This is a genomic window from Amycolatopsis sp. NPDC051372 (genome assembly GCF_040682095.1).
Taxonomy (GTDB): domain Bacteria; phylum Actinomycetota; class Actinomycetes; order Mycobacteriales; family Pseudonocardiaceae; genus Amycolatopsis.
Genome location: NZ_JBFBAF010000009.1, coordinates 95,207 through 111,399 on the forward strand (window position 1 = coordinate 95,207; position 16,193 = coordinate 111,399).

The following is a 16,193-nucleotide window of genomic DNA, read 5'->3' on the forward strand; positions in this document are numbered from 1 at the left end:
AGCAGTCTACGCCGCAGCGCTCGTGATCGTCCGGTCGTGGTCGCCGGGCTTCGAGCACGGGTACCAGCAGCCGGTGACGGACTTCCGTCGCGGCGACCCGTCGACATCCGGCATCCGCCATCCGACGCCACTACCGCGGATTCTCTTACGCCGCTGCGGTCGGCGAACGGCATACCGATGCTGCGACCCTCGCGCGCATCGAAGACCTCGTGAACCCGCCAGCCTGGCGCGACGTCTGCATCGCTCCCGACCCGACGGCTTGGCCGGGTTCTCCCGTCATCCCGTCGGCCCAGTGCAAGCACCGCGCGCGTGTCCCGTGGTCAGGTGGGCCGGCTGGACAGCGCGTCGCGGATCTTGTCGATGAACGCCACGCCCGGGTCAAGCAGCCGGTTGGCCGGCGGTTTGTACGGCGCCGAAGGATGGGGCCGAGTGGGAGCAGTCTTCTTCGCGTCCAGGACTTTACGACCCAACCGGCCCAGCTCTTCGACAGAACACGCGGCCCGGAGCCCGGGCAGCAGGACATTCTCCTCGTCCTCGATGTGGTGGCGAACGTCCCGGATCAGCCTGCCCAGCAGATCGTCGAACTGCGAATCATCCGGCTGAAGCCCCTCAAGCTGCTTCATCACCTCCTCAGCTTCAGCGTGCTCCCGGATCTCCTTGTCGGCCAGCTCATCGCCATTCTCCAAATACTCACGCGCCGCCGGGTACACAAACTGCTCCTCGGCGACCGAGTGGCGCACGAGCTCCGCGATAACGTGGTCGGTCAGATCCTTGCGATGCGCCCAGTCGGTACCGCTTTCCAACTCGGCGAACACCTCTTCCACCGCACGATGATCACTGGTGATCACCGTGATCAGATCAGTATTCTCTTCGGAGGCCATGGTACTCACTCCCGTCCTGCAATATCGATATCACCGGGATACCCACCTCACCAACATCAAACGTCCGACACCCTGACGACGTCGTATGCCTCTTCGACGAGGCGACAGCGCTGCTCATCAGCCTGGCGCAGGACACTCGCCACTCATCTCGAACCGGACAGCTGAACGTCGCTGTGCAACGCGGCGAGCCGACTGTCCGGCCAACGCCACAAAAGATCTTGTAATACCAAGGTGCCGGTCCGCTTGACTTGGGCGAGCATTGTAGCTACGCGGCGCGGCGGCATGGCGCGTGGCGGACCCCGCCGGCGCGAGTTCTCCCCTACCGTGCCGGTGGGGTGCATTGCGCGAGTGCGCTACGACGCCGCCAAGACCAGCGTTCGGCTGGCCGACGAGCAACGCGGTGTGAGTATGCGCGAGAGCTTTCACGAAGAGCTGAACCGCCTCAGGACGGAGCTGCGGCGGATGTGCGCGCTCACGGCCGAGGCCATCCGCCGGGCGAGCCGATCACTGCTGACCGCAGATCTGGATCTCGCCGAGCAGGTGATCGCCGCCGACGCCGAGATCGACTGGGCCCGCGCGGACTGCGAGTCGCAAGCCCAGGCGCTTCTGGCCCTACAGGCGCCAAAAGCGCACGATTTGCGGGCCATCCTGGCCGCAATCTACTGCGCGGAGCGGTTCGAACGGATGGGCGACTTGGCCGCGCACATCGCCGGCATCACCCGTTTCGCCCACCCCTCCTGCGCCGTTCCGGTCGAGCTCGAACCCGCGTTCGCGGAGATGGGCGGCGCCGCCGCGGGCATGGCGGACCGCCTCGCAGAGCTGATCGCCCGCGAGTGCGCGTGCGGATTCGCCGACCTCGCCGAAACCGACCAGACCATCGACACGGTGCGCGCCCGCGTGCTGGCACTGATCACGAGCGACCAATGGCCCCACGGCGTCCAGGCAGCTATCAACCTCGCCCTGCTCGCCAGGTTCTACGAACGATTCGGAGACCAAGCCGTCGCCGTCGCAAACCGACTGGGCTTCGTTGAAACCGGCGAACTTCCCTTCCACACCCACACCTAACCCAGCCCCGCGTCATCACCGCAGGGATGCCCAAGTGGGCGGGCCCGTTCCCGCGCGGTCCGCACCACAACACGCGCTTCATCGCCGAATCGCGCGCTACGCATTCCCTCGCAGCCCCTCCAGGTGACGATTCGAGAATCATGCTCGCCCGGCAGCACCGGGCGACCAGGCATTCGGCGAGGTTCTCACCGTCGACCAGCTGCATCACCAGGAACCGCCGGCCGTCGTCGGTACCGTTGTCCCAGCAACGCCACCACGCGCCGGTGATCGATGCCGGCCCGGACGGTCTTCTCGCGCACCCGCCGCATCTGCTCGACCGCGACGACGTTTCGCTCGGGCACCTAAACGCGCGCAGTCCCGCAACGGCAGATCAACCGTCCCACGTCGTACCGTTCGCCGATCGAGACCGGTGCATTGTCGCGAGGTCCCTGGGGAAACATGGCGGCGCTTCCGAGTGAAACCGCGGAGAGGTAGCGTCGACGCCGCCCACTCGCTCGTCCGGTCCTCCGCCTTGTGGCTGATCCGCCTGCCAGCTCGAACCATCCTCGACAGCGGTCTTGTGACGACGTCGTGCGCGCGCATCGATAGTTGGGCTACTACGCTGATGGCGTTCATGAAGCGGCCCAGCCCCTGTCGCCAAAAAATTAGGCTGGAGACATCGTGCCGTTCTCTGCGACGGTCCACCGCATCGACAACGGAACGCTGCGAGTCGACGTGCGGGGCCAGGTTCTTGCCGCAGCGGCCGCCGAGCTGGGCATCTTTATCATGAGGGTGATCGCGACCGAACAACCCGACGAACTCCTGATCGATCTCCGGGACGCGACCGCGCTCGACGCCTGCGGAGCCGACCTGCTTTTCGCGGGCTACGTCACGGCCATCGACTGCGGTACGACCTACCACGTCCTGCACGCCCGCGGCCAGGCCCGTCGCATGCTGCAAGCCAAAGGGACCCTGGACGTCCTTGCCGACAGCAACGACCTTGGCGCGCTACTACTGGCCGTGAGCACTCTCCCGAGGCCGGAGCCACCAACTTGATCGCTCCTCGGCCGAACCCGGTTTCATCACCTTTCCCCGCTGCGCCGCCTTCGCCTCGTCCGGCAGCATCCGCGACGCGGCGGCGGTCATCTTGTTCTTGGCACCAACCACCACTTTGTCGTCACCGGCCATGAGCGCGGCGAACCCGGCTTCCGCGACGTCAGGAACGCCTTCGACGCGGCGTACACCACCTGATACGGCGCCGGCGCAGCCCCCGCGATCGACGACGTGAACAACACCCGCCCATGACCCCGGTCCACGATGGCCGGCACCACGCACTTGACGAGATGCACCGGGTGCCGCGCTCCCCGCCCACGTCGCGCAACGGCCGCGCGAGGAGGAGCGCCGGCAACCCGACCGGCTCGTGCCGATCTCACCGTGGCTCGACGTCACGTTGCGCGAGGCCGGCCTCCGGCGCGCGATCCCGGTTCACCGCCGCGCAAATGGGTAGCCGAGTCCTCATGGACGGGGCGGGGACAACGATCGGGGTCGAGGAGGAGTTCCTCCTCGTCAACCCGCGCACGGGACGGACGGTACCGTGTGCGGACCGCGTGCTGGCGCGCTTTGGGCACAACGGCGGGTTGCCCAAAGGAGCGATCGTGCAGCGGGAGTTGCGCCCGACGCAGCTGGAGCTGGCCACGGGCGTCTGCACGAGTGCCGACGAGCTGCGGGCCCAGCTGACCACCGGGCGCCGGTTGCTCGCCGCGGCCGCGGCCGCAGAGGACTGCGCGCTCGTCGCGTCCGGCACCCCCGTGTCACTGCCGGGCCGTGGGGCCCAGCCGGAGCCACAGGGCCGGTACGCGGAGATTCACGAGGCCTACGGCCCCCTCGCCGCCGACTACGAAGCCTGCGGCTGCCACGTGCACGTCGGCGTCGACGCCCCGGACACGGCCGTCGCGGTGGTGAACCACCTCGGCCCCTGGCTGCCGGTGCTGCTGGCACTGTCGGCCAACTCGCCGTTCGCCGACGGCCGCGACACCGGGTACCACAGCTGGCGCATGGTGCTGCAGACCCGCTTCCCCGGCTCCGGCGTCGCTCCGCACTTCCGCAGCCACGCCGAGTACCAAAGCACGGTGGATGCGCTCGTGGAGTGCGGGGCGCTCGTCGACCGCGACCAGAGCTTCTGGCTGGCCCGGCCGTCACCATGGCTGCCGACGGTGGAACTGCGCGTGGCCGACACCGCCGCGACCGTCGATGGCGCGGTGCTGCAGGCGGTGCTGTCGCGCGGCCTCGTGCGGACCGCGCTGGCCGACCTGGAGCGCGGGATCGAAGGACCGCGCCTGTCGCCGCAGGTGTGCGCCGCCGCCGTCTGGGCCGCCGCGCGCCACGGCCTCACCGGGCTCCTGGTGGATCCCCGGCTCGAACGACAGCGCCCGGCCGCCGACCTCGTCGAAGACCTGCTCACGCACACCGCCGGCGCGCTCGAGGAAGCCGGCGACCTCGCCCTCGCCGGATCACTGGCCAGCCGGCTGCTCGTCGACGGCACGGGGTCGGTCGCGCAGCGCTCCGCGGCGGCCGGCGGGCTGCGCGCGGTGGTGCGGCTGCTCGAGGAGCGCACCGTGCCCGTCTCGGGGCATGAAGCGGCCGCCGCGGGGTAACCCTCCGGCCATGACGACTCTGCAGTCCGCCGAGCTCCCCACCGCCCGTGGGCCGTTGTCGGCCGCTCTCGCCGAGACCCTGTCCGCTTCTCCGCCCGGGTGCGCCCTTCCGCTCGACGCGATCGCGGAGACCGACCCGTTCGGCGACGACCTGCAGCTGGCGCTGCACCTGTGTTACGAGCTGCACTACCAAGGTCTGCCAGGCGTCGACGACGGCTGGGAATGGGACCCCGAGCTGCTGCGGCTGCGGGCTGCGCTGGAAGCGCGCTTCCTGAGCGCGTTGCGCGCCGCTTTGCCCGGTGGCGACGATGTCGACGGCGAGTTCGCCGCGCTGCTGGTGGAGCCGATCGACGCGGCCGGCGTTTCCCACTACCTGCGTGACGAGGGCGAGTGGTGGCAGGTGCGGGAGTTATTCGCCCACCGCTCGATTTACCATCTCAAGGAAGCCGATCCGCACGCGTGGGTCATCCCGCGGCTGCGGGGCCGGGCCAAGGCGGCGCTCGTGGCCGTGGAGTTCGACGAGTTCGGCGGCGGCCGCCCGGAGTACGTCCACTCGCGGCTGTTCGCCGACCTGCTGCGCGGAGCCGGGCTCCCCGACGGCTACCTGGCCCTCCTGGACCACGTGCCCGCGCCGATGCTGGCGATCGTCAACGCGATGTCGCTGTTCGGGCTCCACCGCGCGCTGCGGGGCGCGCTCGTCGGCCACTTCGCCGCCGCGGAGGTCACCACCGCGCCCTCGGCTCAGCGCATGGTGCAGGCGCTCACCCGGCTCGACGCGGCCGCGGAGTGCAAATTCTTCTACACCGAGCACATCGAAGCCGACGCGGTGCACGAACAGGTGATGCGCCACGACGTGGTCGGGGACCTGCTCGAGCAGGAACCGACGCTCGCGGCGGACGTGGTGTTCGGTGTGCAGGCCACGAACCACCTCGAGGACCACCTCGGCGAGCACCTGCTGGGGTGCTGGCGCACCGGGCGGTCCTCGTTGCGTCAGCCGTTGCCTTGAGTCCGGACCCGCTTGCGGTGGCTGGTGTCGCACAGCGGGAAGCACTTGCTTCGCCGGCAGGTGCACACCGCCACAAGGAATCGGTCGCAGCGCACCACGTTACCTTCGGGCGTCTGCAGCTCCACTGGTCCTTCGATCAGCAGCGGCCCACCCTGGACCATCCGCACCCGCCGGTGGTCACGGCCTTCACCGGTCGGCACGGAGCACCACCAGTTCCTCTTTCCGTACTTGCGGGGCCACGAATCCGGACTGCTCGAGGAAGTCCTTCCGTCCGGAAAGGACCGGCCCGAACGGGACCATCGCCCGGGCGACGACTCGTGCCCTCAGCCCCGCGGCGGTGAGCAGGCGGACCGAACGGTCCACGCCGGACATCACGGACTGCACCAGCAACAGGAACCCGCCTGGCGCAACGAGTGCCGGGGCGACCTCACACAACGGATCCAGCACCGCGCGTCCGTCGGTCCCGGCGTCGCATCGGCGGTCCGGCCGGGCCTGTTCCGCCGGCATCGGCACGTACGGCGGATTGGTCACGACGACGTCATAGGGGCCCTCGTCCGCGGCTGCGAGCAGGCCGCCGCGGCGCACGCGCACCGGCAGCCCGCGCAGCGCCGCGTTCACCCGCGCCGACAGCAGTGCCCGCCGCGAAAGGTCCACGGCCAGCACGGCTTCCGCTCCCGCGCGGGCGAGTGCGATGGCAAGCACGCCCGTCCCGGTGCACAGGTCGAGCGCGCGGGCGCCGGCGGGCACCCTGGCCCGGCGCACGGCGGACGCCAGCAGGCACGTGTCGGCTTGCGGACGGTAGACGCCGGGCAGGCGGAGCAGGCCGCGTGCGGGGAGTGCGGGCCCCGGAGGGAATGCGGGCAGCACCTTCCGCAGGGTCGTGGCGCCGTCGGCGGTCTCGTCCGCTTCTTCCGCGGGTACCGTGGTCATCGGGTCCTCCTCGGCGTCAGGGTCACCGCCGATTACCCGGCTACCGACCGGACAAACTTCGCGCGGTCGCGGCGAAACCAGGTTTCGACCTCCGCGCCGGCGCAACCACCGGTACCTGGCGGCTCTGCGCTTCCCGCTCTCGCTGTGGGTGAACACCGCACCGGCCGGCGATCGCACGGCCACCGGGCTTGTGATGCACGTTTCCAGCCGTCGCAACGGAAACCTGCACTGTCGCCAGCGCTACCGCCGCCGCGTGCGCCGGCGCTCCACCTTCCCGCCCAGACCAGCATCGTCCGAGAGGACCCCAACCGCGCCTTCCACCTCGAAACGGGGAGCAGCTGGGATAGCTCCATCGGGGAGTTCGCGCCGCTCGCCGGTTACGTCGTGACGAAGAGGCGGCCGGGGTCACCGCGCGACGATGTCGAAGCTCAGCCCGAAGTTGTCCAGCGTCAGGGGGAGCTCCCCCGGGGTCAGCGTGGCGCCGTGCAGGTGGAAGTCGTGGGCCTGCAGCAGGTTCGCGAGCAGCATCGACGTCGTGAACAGCACCAGGTCGCGGCCCGGGCACGCCCCGGGGCCGCCGCTGAACGGGATGAGCGCGGGGTTGTTCGCTGCGCGTCCGTCGAGCCAGATGGCGGGCTCGAAGCGGTTCGCGTAGGGCAACTGGTCGGGGTCGCGGTGGAAGTACGGCGTGTAGACGAAGAACGTCGTGCGGTCGCGCCCCCATTCGGTGTCGGTGCGGCTTTCGCGCAGCAACGCCGGGGTGGTCGGCCACAGCCGCACGGATTCGAGCACACTTGCGCGTAGCGCTGGGAGTCGCTGCGGCTGGGCGAGGTCCAGACCAGCCAGCTCGTCACGGACTTCGGCGAGGCGGTCGGGGTGTGTCGCCAGCAGAGCGAGGCTCCGGAAGGTGACCATTCCGGCCGCGTCGAACGCGAACAACCAGTGCGGCAACTGGCCGGGTGGGTCGGTCTCACCGTCGTCCAGCGCCGCGGCCAGCGCGGCCGCGAGACTGTCCGGCCGATCGAGGCCGACCTGCCGGCGCACGAGGTCGAGGAATCGCCGGCGCGTCGCGTGGCGGCGCGGATGCAGGTACGCCCAGTTGGCGTCGAGGCGCAGACGTTCCAGCAGGTCTGTCAGCTCGCGGTCCTCGGCGGTGTCGCCGCCGAGGGCGATCCGGCGGACCGCCGTCCACCAATGCGCGTTGAAGGTGTCCCAGTCGAGGCTGCGGTCCAGCATCGGACCGGCCTGCTCGTGCACGACCCGCGCCCACGGGCCGGCGAGCTCGTGGATCGCACGCCCGGGCTGCAACACGGCTTCGTTGACCTTCCGCCGCACCGCTCGCTCGTGACCATCGGAGATCAGCACGCCGTGAGGCTGGAAGTGTCCGAGTGCGGCCGATTTCTCCGTTGTGTCGGGGCTGAACGGCGACGGCGTGCCGGCCAGCAGCGTCCCGACCTCGTCCGGCGACAGCACGACCTCGACCGACCGGCCGGGCACCCGCAACCACAGCGGACGCGCTCCGTAACGACGTCGCAGGCGGCGCAGCTCGTCCACGGCCGGTCGGTCGGCATTCAGCTTCTGCGCGAGATCGATGGCCCGCGGCCGCCGCTTGATGACGCCACCCGCGAGCGTCGGCAGCAGCACCCGGGCCGCAAACCGAAGGGTGTCCGCCACGCTCGCGCGCGCCGACGGCTCCGGCGGCCCGGCAGCATTCGTAAGGGCCTGTTCTGAGGGAATGGCTCGCGGTCCTTGTCGAGTCGCCATGCGGGAGGTCTACCCACTTCATCGGCCGGGTGAACACAGATCGCGACCGAATGTGCAGCAGGACGTCACCACGGGTGGCCCGGAGGTGCTGAGCGTCGGCTGGCCGGGGTCGTGGCTGCTCCGCGCTGAAGTAGCCAACGTAATGCCGACGATCATGCCGCCGCAGATCTTCACCCGCTGAGCCGGTTGACCGGCTCGGTGGCGGGTACTCGGAGCGCTCCGGACTGGCCCGAAGGAGGCTCATGACCACCACCAAGCACGAAACCGACCTGATCACGGTGATCGTCGACGACCACCACGCGGTAGAACGCGTGTTCACCGAGCTGGAATCGGGTGCGGACGACCCCGAACACCGCAAAGACCTCGTCGACCACGTCATCGCCGAGCTCGTACGGCACTCGGTCGCCGAGGAGCAGCACATGTACCCGGCCGCGCGCGAGCACCTCGACGGCGGCGACGAGCTCGCCGACCACGAGATCGAAGAGCACGCGGAGGCGGAGAAGGTGATGAAGGACCTCGCCCGCCTCGACCCCGGCGACGAGCAGTTCGAGACCCTCCTGGCCAAGCTGATGGAGGACATCCGCCACCACGTCAAGGACGAGGAAGAGGACCTCCTGCCGAAGTTGCGCGCCGCCTGCACGCCCGAGCAACTGCAGGACCTGGGGAAGAAGGTGCTGGCCGCCAAGGAACACGCACCGACCCGCCCGCACCCCGCCGCACCCGACCGCCCGCCTGCCAACCTGGTGCTCGACCGCGGCGCCGCGTTCGTGGACAAGATCCGCGACGCGCTGACGGGTCGCCACACCTGATCCCGGTCGACGCCCCTGCGCCGCAGCCGCTCGTGAAGCGGCTGCGGCGCAGGCGTGTCGCGGTCCGGGTGATGAGTGCTCTCAGAAAGGCGGGCATGGCTCGCTCAGCGGCGATGTCGGTGGTGCTCCCGCGGCGACGACGCCGGAGGACATGCTGAAGTCGAGCTCCGAGATGATGACCGACTCGCTCCGCAACATCCGGATGCTTCGGGAACCGCCATCGGACGCGGTGCCCATCCCCGCACCGGATCGCACCGGTGGCGCCGTGTCGGTTCGCGGAGGTGGTGGTCGTGGAACGCTGTCGCGCTCATCGCTTCCCACGTTCGCAGCCTGGGCGTGTCGGGACGGTCCCCGCCCATGCGGGACTCCTGCGCCGCCGCAGCGCGACGCCCGGGTTCCGGGCTCCGGCTACGGGCGCCGATCCATCGGCCCCCACTCACGAGATCCTTGTGCATCAATGATGCGCACGGCCTTCACGCAGCACGGTGCCCGCGTCCCACGCCAGTGGCTCATCGCTCAGCGACTTCGGTGACCCGGTCAGCTGGGGTGAATACTTGCTGTCGGCCGACTTCCGAACCGCGCCCTGCAGAACTGGCAATCGGAATTCCTCGCCATCGGCTGCATGGCCATCTTCAGCGTCTACCTCCGCCAGCGCGGCCCGCCCGAATCGAAGCCCGTCGGCACCGAACACCACGTCACCGACGGGTCAGGCTGACTTCGGCGATCCGCCCGGCTGCACCTTCCGCGTGCGGTGCCTTGAATCGCCCATCCCCTTGCCTTCGAACGAGGATCGACTTGCGAGCCGGCCGCGGATGAGTTATGCATGAGTCATGCAAGCGAGGACGGCGAATCTCCTGGGCGCGACCGCACTGGCGGTGACCGACAGGGTTCTGACGGGCGCGCACCGCGAGGTGGGAGTCAGCGCCAGCGGCGCGGCTGCCCTGGTGGTCGCCTCAGCCGGCCCCGGGTTGAGCGTGACCGAGCTGGGCCGCCGGGTGGGGCTGAGCCAGTCTGCGGCGGCCCGCATGGTCGACTCGCTGGAGCAGAGCCGGTTGCTGGAACGACGCCCTCGCCAAGGCCGGGAGGTGATCACCGAGCTCACCCCCGAGGGCCGGCGCGCGGCGCACACCCTGCTGGAGGCGCGCGGAGCTGGGCTGACCGGCTTGATCGAGGTGCTCAGCGAGCACGAGCAGGAACAGTTCGCCGACCTGCTGGCCAAGCTGCTGACCCGCCTTTACGAGGACGTCGGCAGCGCCGAGCTGTTGTGCCGGCTGTGTGATCGGGCCAGCTGCACCCGCGGCGCGGTGTGCCCGGTCGGGCAAGCCGAGCGGGACCGAGGGAGCTGACCCGTGGGTACGCTGCTCGCCTTGGCCTCAGCGGTCTCCTACGGCCTGTCCGACTTCGTCGGCGGTCTCGTCTCGCGCCGCGCGCCGTTCGCCGCGGTGGCACTGCTCGGGCAGGCCGGCGGGCTGCTGCTCGCGCTGCTCGTCACGCCGATCCTGCCGGCCGGCGCCGTCACCCTCGCCGACCTGGGCTGGGGAACGCTCTCGGGCGTGGGCACCGGGGTGGGCATGGTGTTCCTGTTCCGGGGTCTGGCGCGCGGCGCGATGAGCGTGGTCGTGCCCACCAGCGCCGTGGCCGGCGTCGCGTTGCCAGTGCTGGCGAGCGTGGCCTTCCTCGGGGAACGCCTACCACTGCTGACGTGGCTCGGCATCCTGATCGCCGTGCCCGCGCTGTGGATGGTGTCCCGCACCCGCACCGCCGCCGAATCGGCAGCCGGGCCGGCCGTGGACGCGCTCATCGCGAGCATCGGCATCGCTGTGCAGTACCTGGCTCTGGCGCAAGCCGAGCCGGCGGCGGGAGCGTGGCCCGTCGTCGCCGGACGCGTCGCGGCCATCCTCACGGTCCTGCCATGGACCACCTTCCCCCGCCTGCGTCTTCCCGCGGCGCGCCTCACCTTGCCCGCCGCCCTGTCCGGAGCTGCCGCCGCGATGGCGCTCCTGTGCTACCTGCTGGCCACCCGGCACCAGCTCGTGGTGATCGCCGTGGTCCTGTCGTCGCTGTACCCCGTGCTGCCGGTCCTGCTCGGCATCATCGTGCTCCGGGAACGGCTGCGCACAACACAGGCCTGCGGCCTACTCGCCGCAGCTGCAGCCATCGTTCTGCTCACCACGACTTGACGCGCTGCATCAACGGCAAAGAAACCGACGGCGTAACAGCTCCGGCGTCCGCAGAAGTCCAGGATCGTTGCGCATCCGCCTTCCGTTCGTTCTCGAAGCCCATCGTCATACATTTGATGGCGCTACATCGGGAAGTTGCCCCTCGCCGAGACCTCGCGAAGGAGTGATCACCATGCAGCACCCCGAATCGACCGGCGTCGCCGACCTTCTGCTGCACTCCCCACCGCGTCACAGCCGGCGCGGCGGAGCAGGCAATGGGCGGCGCGGCGAGAGCGATCTGGCGAAGCGCTACGGTGCCGCGCAAACCGAGCTGGAGCAGTAGCGGCAGGCATTGTCGTCGCGGCGCCGATCGAGCAGGCCAAGGGCATCCTGATGTCACGGTGTCGCTGCACGGCCGGTGAGACATTCGAGATCCTCGCGCGCTGTCCCAAAACACCAACGTCAAACTTCGCGACGTGCCTCGCAGTTTGATCTCGGAAGTCGTGTCCACTCTGCGCCGCGGCAGCCCAGCCGACAGCAACAGCAGCCAGCCGGCAGACTCCCGTCGGCCGCTTCTTGACCGACGGGAGCCAGGCCCCGCGACCCTTCGCCGAGGTGCCCGACCTCTGGCTATCCGCTCACTGTTCGCGCAAACGCGGTCGGCCCGCCAGCGGGTCGTTCGCCCATGTGGCCGGCCGCTGGCCAGGCCGCATGCTCCGACTCAGCTTCCCGCCAGCGGCGTCTCCGACCTCTCCCTGGCCATGCACAGCATGCCCGTCGAGCCGTGCCCGCGCCTGCACCTCGACCTCGGCTACCGAGGGACGGCGACGTCGGCGACACCATGCGAGACCGTCAGCCATTCCCGGGCGGCGGCGAGGTTGCCGTGCAGAAGGAGGACGTGGTCCAGCTTGAGCACGGCGATGGGGCGTCGAACCGCCTGCTGATCGCTTACGGTCACACACGGGATCCCGACGGCGTGGGCTTCGGCCGAAGCCTCCAGCAGCGCGCGCAAAGCCCGCGCGGAGCAGAAGCCCACGCGCGTCAAGTCGACGATCAACGCGCGCGGGCGCAGGGCGACCTCGTCGAGCAGCCGGCCGAGCAAGTGGTCGGCGACGGTGCAATCAAGGTCGCCGGTCGCGGCGACCACGGTCGATTCGAGGGCGCTGGTGACGGTGAACGTCGCCGCGCGGTGAGGAAATGGTCCTTTCATGAACGCTCTCACCTCCGTTGAGCCGGCGGCCTGAGGGTCACGCCGCGTCGCGGTTCTGGCAGCACCGCCGGATGACACCGGGTGCTGGCACTGGCGGCTGCTCGGCTGAACCGCGGACATTACGAACGTACCCAGGTGGGATGAACCTCATGCACCCCGCCTGGCCTGGCGGTTTTGCCGCTGCCATGAGCGGGTATCCGTAGGTCACGACGGAGGAGGAGCCGTGCCTGAGCAGAGCTGGAGCACCAAGCGCGAACGTCAGTACGAGCACATCAAGTCGTCGCAGAAGAAGAAGGGAGCCAGCACCGGACGGGCCGAGGAGATCGCCGCGCGCACGGTCAACAAGAACCGGGCCCAGTCCGGGGAATCCCGGACCGCCAGCAAGAGTTCCACCCGCGACACGTCGCCACAGAAACGCGGCGGAAAGCGGTCCGGCAACCGGCAAGGCCCCGGCGGGCCGACGAAGGACCAGCTCTACAACGAGGCCAAGAAGCGCAACATCAAGGGCCGCTCCAGCATGACCAAGAAGGAGCTGCAGAACGCCCTGGGCCGCTGATCGCCGGGGTGCGTGGCCACCCGCTGATCCACCCGAACCCTCGCCACAGATCAACTCGATCGACGGCCGCGGCCGCGAGGACATCGCCATGCTCCCCGGCAGCGACCCGGTCATCAGAGCGGGAGACGAGCGGATCCTGCGGATCGCGGAAACCGGCAGCAGGTTCGTCGAGCAGCTCCTGGACCCGGGGTGCCGAGACGGCGTCCGGATCGCCGGCCACCCCGGGCCGGGTTTAGGGGGTGACCGGCGAGCGGTCCAGCGGCGGGCCGTGCCCGCGGTCTCCTTCCACTCCAGGCACGAGCTGAGGCGCGGCCCCAACCCCCGCTTCAGCGTTGCATCCCGGATGCGCCGACGAACGCAGGCCACCTTGACCACTGCCTCATCAGATCATCCGGACCCGTGTCGTCGCGATCCATCGGCGTGGACCACTCCGCCTCTCCGCCGAACGTCACCATGGCCCGGGACGGGCAACAAGGGCGTGCTGCAGCACCAACCACGTCCACAAAGGATCCCAACGGGCGACGCGATCGTGCTCACCGCCAAGATGAGTTTCCCGGCGCACGCGTATCTGTGGACATGCGTCGTCGGTCGCGGTGTCGTACGCATTGGTTCCCTTTACCGGCAAAGCAGAGAACACCGAACAGCAGAGCACGGCTCCCATGGAATTCACCCGCGCTCGCCGCGCGCCGGACAGATCTTCCGAAGCGGACTTCGTCGTTCTCGGGCGATGACTTCGCCGCAGTAGTACGACGAAAGCCGGTTCGACGCCAGGAATACGTAGGACGGAGCCAGGTCGTCGGGGTGCGCGGCGCGTTCGAACGGCATCTGCAGCCCGAACTTCTCCACCTTCCCGGGAGGGAACGTAGACGGGATGAGCGGCGTCCACACCGGTCCGGCGCCACACCGTTGATCCGGATGCCGCTGCCGGCCAGGGCCTGAGCCATCGCCATCGTCCACGCGTGGATCGCACCCTTGGACGCGCAGTGGTCGATGAGGGATTTGTCGCCGCGCAATCCGTTGACCGAGCCGGTGTTGATGATCACCGATCCTTTTGAATCGTGAGTGTTCACAGATCTCGCGGATTTCCCGTGTCGTTCGGTCACGGAAGAAAGTCGGCGCACCGATCGGCGGCATGAAACGGACCAAGGCGATCGGCTCCGGCGCCGCCGCACTCACCGACGAGCAGAACATCCTTATGGTGAGCCCCGACACCCGGACCGACGCGCATGGAAACCCGCTGCAACCCGAAGTGCTCACGCAGGTGCACGCCGGAGGTTCCGGCGCTGGCGGCGACACGACCGACACGATGATCGTCGTGCACATCCCCACAGGCGGAGGCCAAGCCACAGCCTTCTCAATCCCCCGCGACGCCTCCATGCAGACCGCCGGAAGTTGCGGCAACCGCAAGATCAACTCTGCGTGCACCTACGGCCTCACCGCCAGAGCGGAAGACCCTCCGCGGTTGGACGGCGTTCAGCGGCGAGCTGGGCTGACACCAAGGCGCCCGGACATATGCCCCGACTGCAACTCGAGCCGCGCCGCCCTGGAGCCGTGAAGGGGTGCGAGCACGTCGCCGCGGTCCAAGACATCAACGGAGGTGAGCACGAACTGGCGGGCGCGACAGCAGGCGCGGAGTTCGTCCCAGGCGATCGGAGTAGACACCGCCGACTGCTCGCGACCGCGAAAGGATTCCGGCGCCACGGTGGTCGTAGCAGGTTTCTCTGCCTCCAGTCGATGAGCACCCACCCGGTGCGCCGAGCTTTGGCCATCACCGCGGTCACTCGCCCGGGTTCTCGGGCGAGTCGTTGCGTCAGGCGTTTGGCGTAAGCGCGTGCTGTGCCTGCCAGCGGCCGGGCTGACCGACAAAGCCATCGCGCAGCAGACTTGCCTGGCGGTCCTCACGGTCGACTGACACGCCGGCGCCATCCTGGGTATCCTTCAGGTGGACAGCCACATCGCGGCGTGACTGGGCGCGGTGGAGCGCGGCTACTCTGACAACGCGCCGAGACGACGCCAGACCGAGGCCGTTCGCCACCAGAAACCCAGCGCCCCACCCTTCAGCGGAACCGCTTGGCGACACCCCCATTGCACCGAGTAATCGGTCATCGCCGGAACTGTCGAACTGCGGCGCAGATACCGTGCGTATCTGCTTCCCCATGCTCTCGACGTCGTCCGGCCCGAGCAGACAGACGGTCGCGGCAGCGGTCGTCTGGACATTCTGCGTCGGCGTCGGCTCCCGACGCCGGAGCGACTGCCGCAACTTCCACGTCGAGGTGGTCCTCCGGCCGGCGAAGGGCTTCCGGCACAAAGTGCTCCAGCACCGCGTGCGCGCGAAGCCCGATGCCGTTCGTGGTGCCGTGCCACCGCGTCGTGCGCTCGAGGGCAGCTCCGGTCGTCAAAGCAGCGGCGAGGACGCGAAGCGGGTTCTGCCCACAATGGAACCGTACCCAATTGGCGCCTCAGAACACCCGAGCGGAGGAACGACCGCAGGTCGGGAGCGAGTGTACGCTGTTCACTTCCGCCCTGGACCCCGGCGATCGTTCGGTGAATCCCGCATGAGATCGGGGTGACGAGTCGTGGCGGTGGACGACGGTCCGCACGATCAGCCGGTGGACGAACCTGCTCGCCGGCGCCCGGGTGGCCACAACACGAAGGCCGAATGGCCCACCCGTGACGCCGGCGGTTACCCGCCGGGGTGGCAGGTGCGCTACCTCTGCCGGGTTCGCGGCCCGGCCGGTGGGCGACGCGCCGGAGCATGTCCTGAGTGGCAGGAGCGCAGTGGCACGATCGCGGGCCGCAGCCTTCGCGACGAACACACCAGCACCACCTGGGTGCCGGTCCGGCAACGTGACACGGCGCCGGACGCGCCCGTGAACCTGGTCCGCGCCACCGACATCCTCTACGCCGCACCACCCGGCGGCTGACGCCCGAAGCCGCGATGAGGCGAATCCGGGTGGTCCTGTCGTGCGACCGGGCTGCCACAGTGGATTCGCCGGTTTCGGCGCGGGGACGTTCGGCGATCCGCCGGCGGCCTGGCCCGCCGGCTTGGGATTCCGGTGTCGCACACCCTCTACTTCGGACGGTGGTCCGTCCGCTGTTCGGGGGAATTCAGGTGCTTTCGTCCGGTTTCCCGGTAGAGTCGCGTGCCGAGTCTTGTGCCGCCCCGGACCCGGCGGTCGT

General features: G+C 69.4%; 19 protein-coding genes and 3 pseudogenes. 14 read left to right on the forward strand and 8 right to left on the reverse strand.

Going from position 1 to position 16,193, the window contains the following annotated elements; translation table 11 throughout:
* Positions 1–119: 119 nt before the first annotated feature.
* A pseudogene (locus AB0M56_RS15855) lies at positions 120–245 on the forward strand (DNA topoisomerase IB); the annotation flags it as partial.
* A gap of 75 nt (positions 246–320) precedes the next feature.
* Here AB0M56_RS15855 and AB0M56_RS15860 read toward each other — a convergent pair.
* Positions 321–881: a hemerythrin domain-containing protein gene (locus AB0M56_RS15860; RefSeq protein WP_364175969.1), complete on the reverse strand. Its 561-nt coding sequence runs from the start codon at positions 879–881 to the stop codon at positions 321–323.
* Between the two features lie 348 nt (positions 882–1,229).
* Between AB0M56_RS15860 and phoU the strand changes: the two genes are divergently transcribed.
* Complete coding sequence (gene phoU, locus AB0M56_RS15865) at positions 1,230–1,946, forward strand: phosphate signaling complex protein PhoU (RefSeq protein ID WP_364175972.1); 717 nt, start codon at positions 1,230–1,232, stop codon at positions 1,944–1,946.
* Between the two features lie 660 nt (positions 1,947–2,606).
* Entirely contained in the window at positions 2,607–2,981 is a 375-nt protein-coding gene (locus tag AB0M56_RS15870) for an STAS domain-containing protein (protein ID WP_364175975.1), read from the forward strand.
* A gap of 86 nt (positions 2,982–3,067) precedes the next feature.
* Here AB0M56_RS15870 and AB0M56_RS15875 read toward each other — a convergent pair whose 3' ends face one another.
* Positions 3,068–3,358: an SDR family NAD(P)-dependent oxidoreductase gene (locus AB0M56_RS15875; RefSeq protein ID WP_364175978.1), complete on the reverse strand. Its 291-nt coding sequence runs from the start codon at positions 3,356–3,358 to the stop codon at positions 3,068–3,070.
* Between the two features lie 66 nt (positions 3,359–3,424).
* Here AB0M56_RS15875 and AB0M56_RS15880 point away from each other — a divergent pair, with 66 nt between their 5' ends.
* Entirely contained in the window at positions 3,425–4,579 is a 1,155-nt protein-coding gene (locus tag AB0M56_RS15880) for a glutamate--cysteine ligase (protein WP_364175981.1), read from the forward strand.
* 10 nt (positions 4,580–4,589) lie between these two features.
* Positions 4,590–5,585 (forward strand): iron-containing redox enzyme family protein, encoded by a 996-nt coding sequence (locus tag AB0M56_RS15885; RefSeq protein WP_364175983.1) that lies wholly within the window; start codon positions 4,590–4,592, stop codon positions 5,583–5,585.
* On the opposite strand, the gene AB0M56_RS15890 is transcribed toward AB0M56_RS15885, so the two are convergent.
* The 3 genes from AB0M56_RS15890 to AB0M56_RS15900 form a co-directional block, all read right to left on the reverse strand.
* On the reverse strand, positions 5,570–5,785 hold the full coding sequence (locus tag AB0M56_RS15890; RefSeq protein WP_364175986.1) for a CDGSH iron-sulfur domain-containing protein: 216 nt from the start codon (positions 5,783–5,785) through the stop codon (positions 5,570–5,572). The genes AB0M56_RS15885 and AB0M56_RS15890 overlap by 16 nt on opposite strands.
* A complete protein-coding gene (locus tag AB0M56_RS15895; protein ID WP_364175988.1) occupies positions 5,772–6,515 on the reverse strand; it encodes a methyltransferase in 744 nt (247 codons plus the stop codon). The genes AB0M56_RS15890 and AB0M56_RS15895 overlap by 14 nt, the downstream gene beginning before the upstream one ends.
* Before the next feature lie 405 nt (positions 6,516–6,920).
* Positions 6,921–8,189 carry a cytochrome P450 gene (locus AB0M56_RS15900; RefSeq protein WP_364175991.1) on the reverse strand — a complete coding sequence of 423 codons (1,269 nt, stop codon included), beginning with the start codon at positions 8,187–8,189 and terminating at the stop codon, positions 6,921–6,923.
* 142 nt (positions 8,190–8,331) lie between these two features.
* Between AB0M56_RS15900 and AB0M56_RS15905 the strand changes: the two genes are divergently transcribed.
* From AB0M56_RS15905 to AB0M56_RS15930, 6 genes are all read left to right on the forward strand, one after another.
* A complete protein-coding gene (locus AB0M56_RS15905) occupies positions 8,332–8,460 on the forward strand; it encodes a hypothetical protein (protein WP_364175994.1) in 129 nt (42 codons plus the stop codon).
* A gap of 61 nt (positions 8,461–8,521) precedes the next feature.
* Positions 8,522–9,088 carry a hemerythrin domain-containing protein gene (locus tag AB0M56_RS15910; protein WP_364175997.1) on the forward strand — a complete coding sequence of 189 codons (567 nt, stop codon included), beginning with the start codon at positions 8,522–8,524 and terminating at the stop codon, positions 9,086–9,088.
* Positions 9,089–9,710: 622 nt separating this feature from the next.
* A complete protein-coding gene (locus tag AB0M56_RS15915) occupies positions 9,711–9,803 on the forward strand; it encodes a DUF6766 family protein (RefSeq protein ID WP_364176000.1) in 93 nt (30 codons plus the stop codon).
* 115 nt (positions 9,804–9,918) lie between these two features.
* Positions 9,919–10,434, forward strand: a complete 516-nt coding sequence (locus AB0M56_RS15920; RefSeq protein ID WP_364176003.1) for a MarR family transcriptional regulator — start codon at positions 9,919–9,921, stop codon at positions 10,432–10,434.
* A 3-nt stretch (positions 10,435–10,437) separates the two neighbouring features.
* Positions 10,438–11,268, forward strand: coding sequence for an EamA family transporter (locus tag AB0M56_RS15925; protein WP_364176006.1), 831 nt, complete (start codon positions 10,438–10,440; stop codon positions 11,266–11,268).
* Between the two features lie 172 nt (positions 11,269–11,440).
* A complete protein-coding gene (locus tag AB0M56_RS15930) occupies positions 11,441–11,590 on the forward strand; it encodes a hypothetical protein (RefSeq protein WP_364176007.1) in 150 nt (49 codons plus the stop codon).
* A 468-nt stretch (positions 11,591–12,058) separates the two neighbouring features.
* On the opposite strand, the gene AB0M56_RS15935 is transcribed toward AB0M56_RS15930, so the two are convergent.
* Entirely contained in the window at positions 12,059–12,457 is a 399-nt protein-coding gene (locus AB0M56_RS15935; protein WP_364176009.1) for an STAS domain-containing protein, read from the reverse strand.
* Positions 12,458–12,680: 223 nt separating this feature from the next.
* Between AB0M56_RS15935 and AB0M56_RS15940 the strand changes: the two genes are divergently transcribed.
* Positions 12,681–13,013 (forward strand): plasmid stabilization protein, encoded by a 333-nt coding sequence (locus AB0M56_RS15940; protein ID WP_364176012.1) that lies wholly within the window; start codon positions 12,681–12,683, stop codon positions 13,011–13,013.
* Between the two features lie 666 nt (positions 13,014–13,679).
* Here the strand turns inward: AB0M56_RS15940 and AB0M56_RS15945 are convergent.
* Positions 13,680–14,065 (reverse strand): annotated as a pseudogene (locus tag AB0M56_RS15945) (SDR family oxidoreductase); the annotation flags it as partial.
* A gap of 131 nt (positions 14,066–14,196) precedes the next feature.
* Here AB0M56_RS15945 and AB0M56_RS15950 point away from each other — a divergent pair.
* A pseudogene (locus AB0M56_RS15950) lies at positions 14,197–14,445 on the forward strand (LCP family protein); the annotation flags it as partial.
* 41 nt (positions 14,446–14,486) lie between these two features.
* Here AB0M56_RS15950 and AB0M56_RS15955 read toward each other — a convergent pair.
* Complete coding sequence (locus AB0M56_RS15955) at positions 14,487–14,939, reverse strand: hypothetical protein (protein WP_364176014.1); 453 nt, start codon at positions 14,937–14,939, stop codon at positions 14,487–14,489.
* A 683-nt stretch (positions 14,940–15,622) separates the two neighbouring features.
* Between AB0M56_RS15955 and AB0M56_RS15960 the strand changes: the two genes are divergently transcribed.
* Positions 15,623–15,937: a hypothetical protein gene (locus AB0M56_RS15960; protein ID WP_364176016.1), complete on the forward strand. Its 315-nt coding sequence runs from the start codon at positions 15,623–15,625 to the stop codon at positions 15,935–15,937.
* Positions 15,938–16,193: the final 256 nt, after the last annotated feature.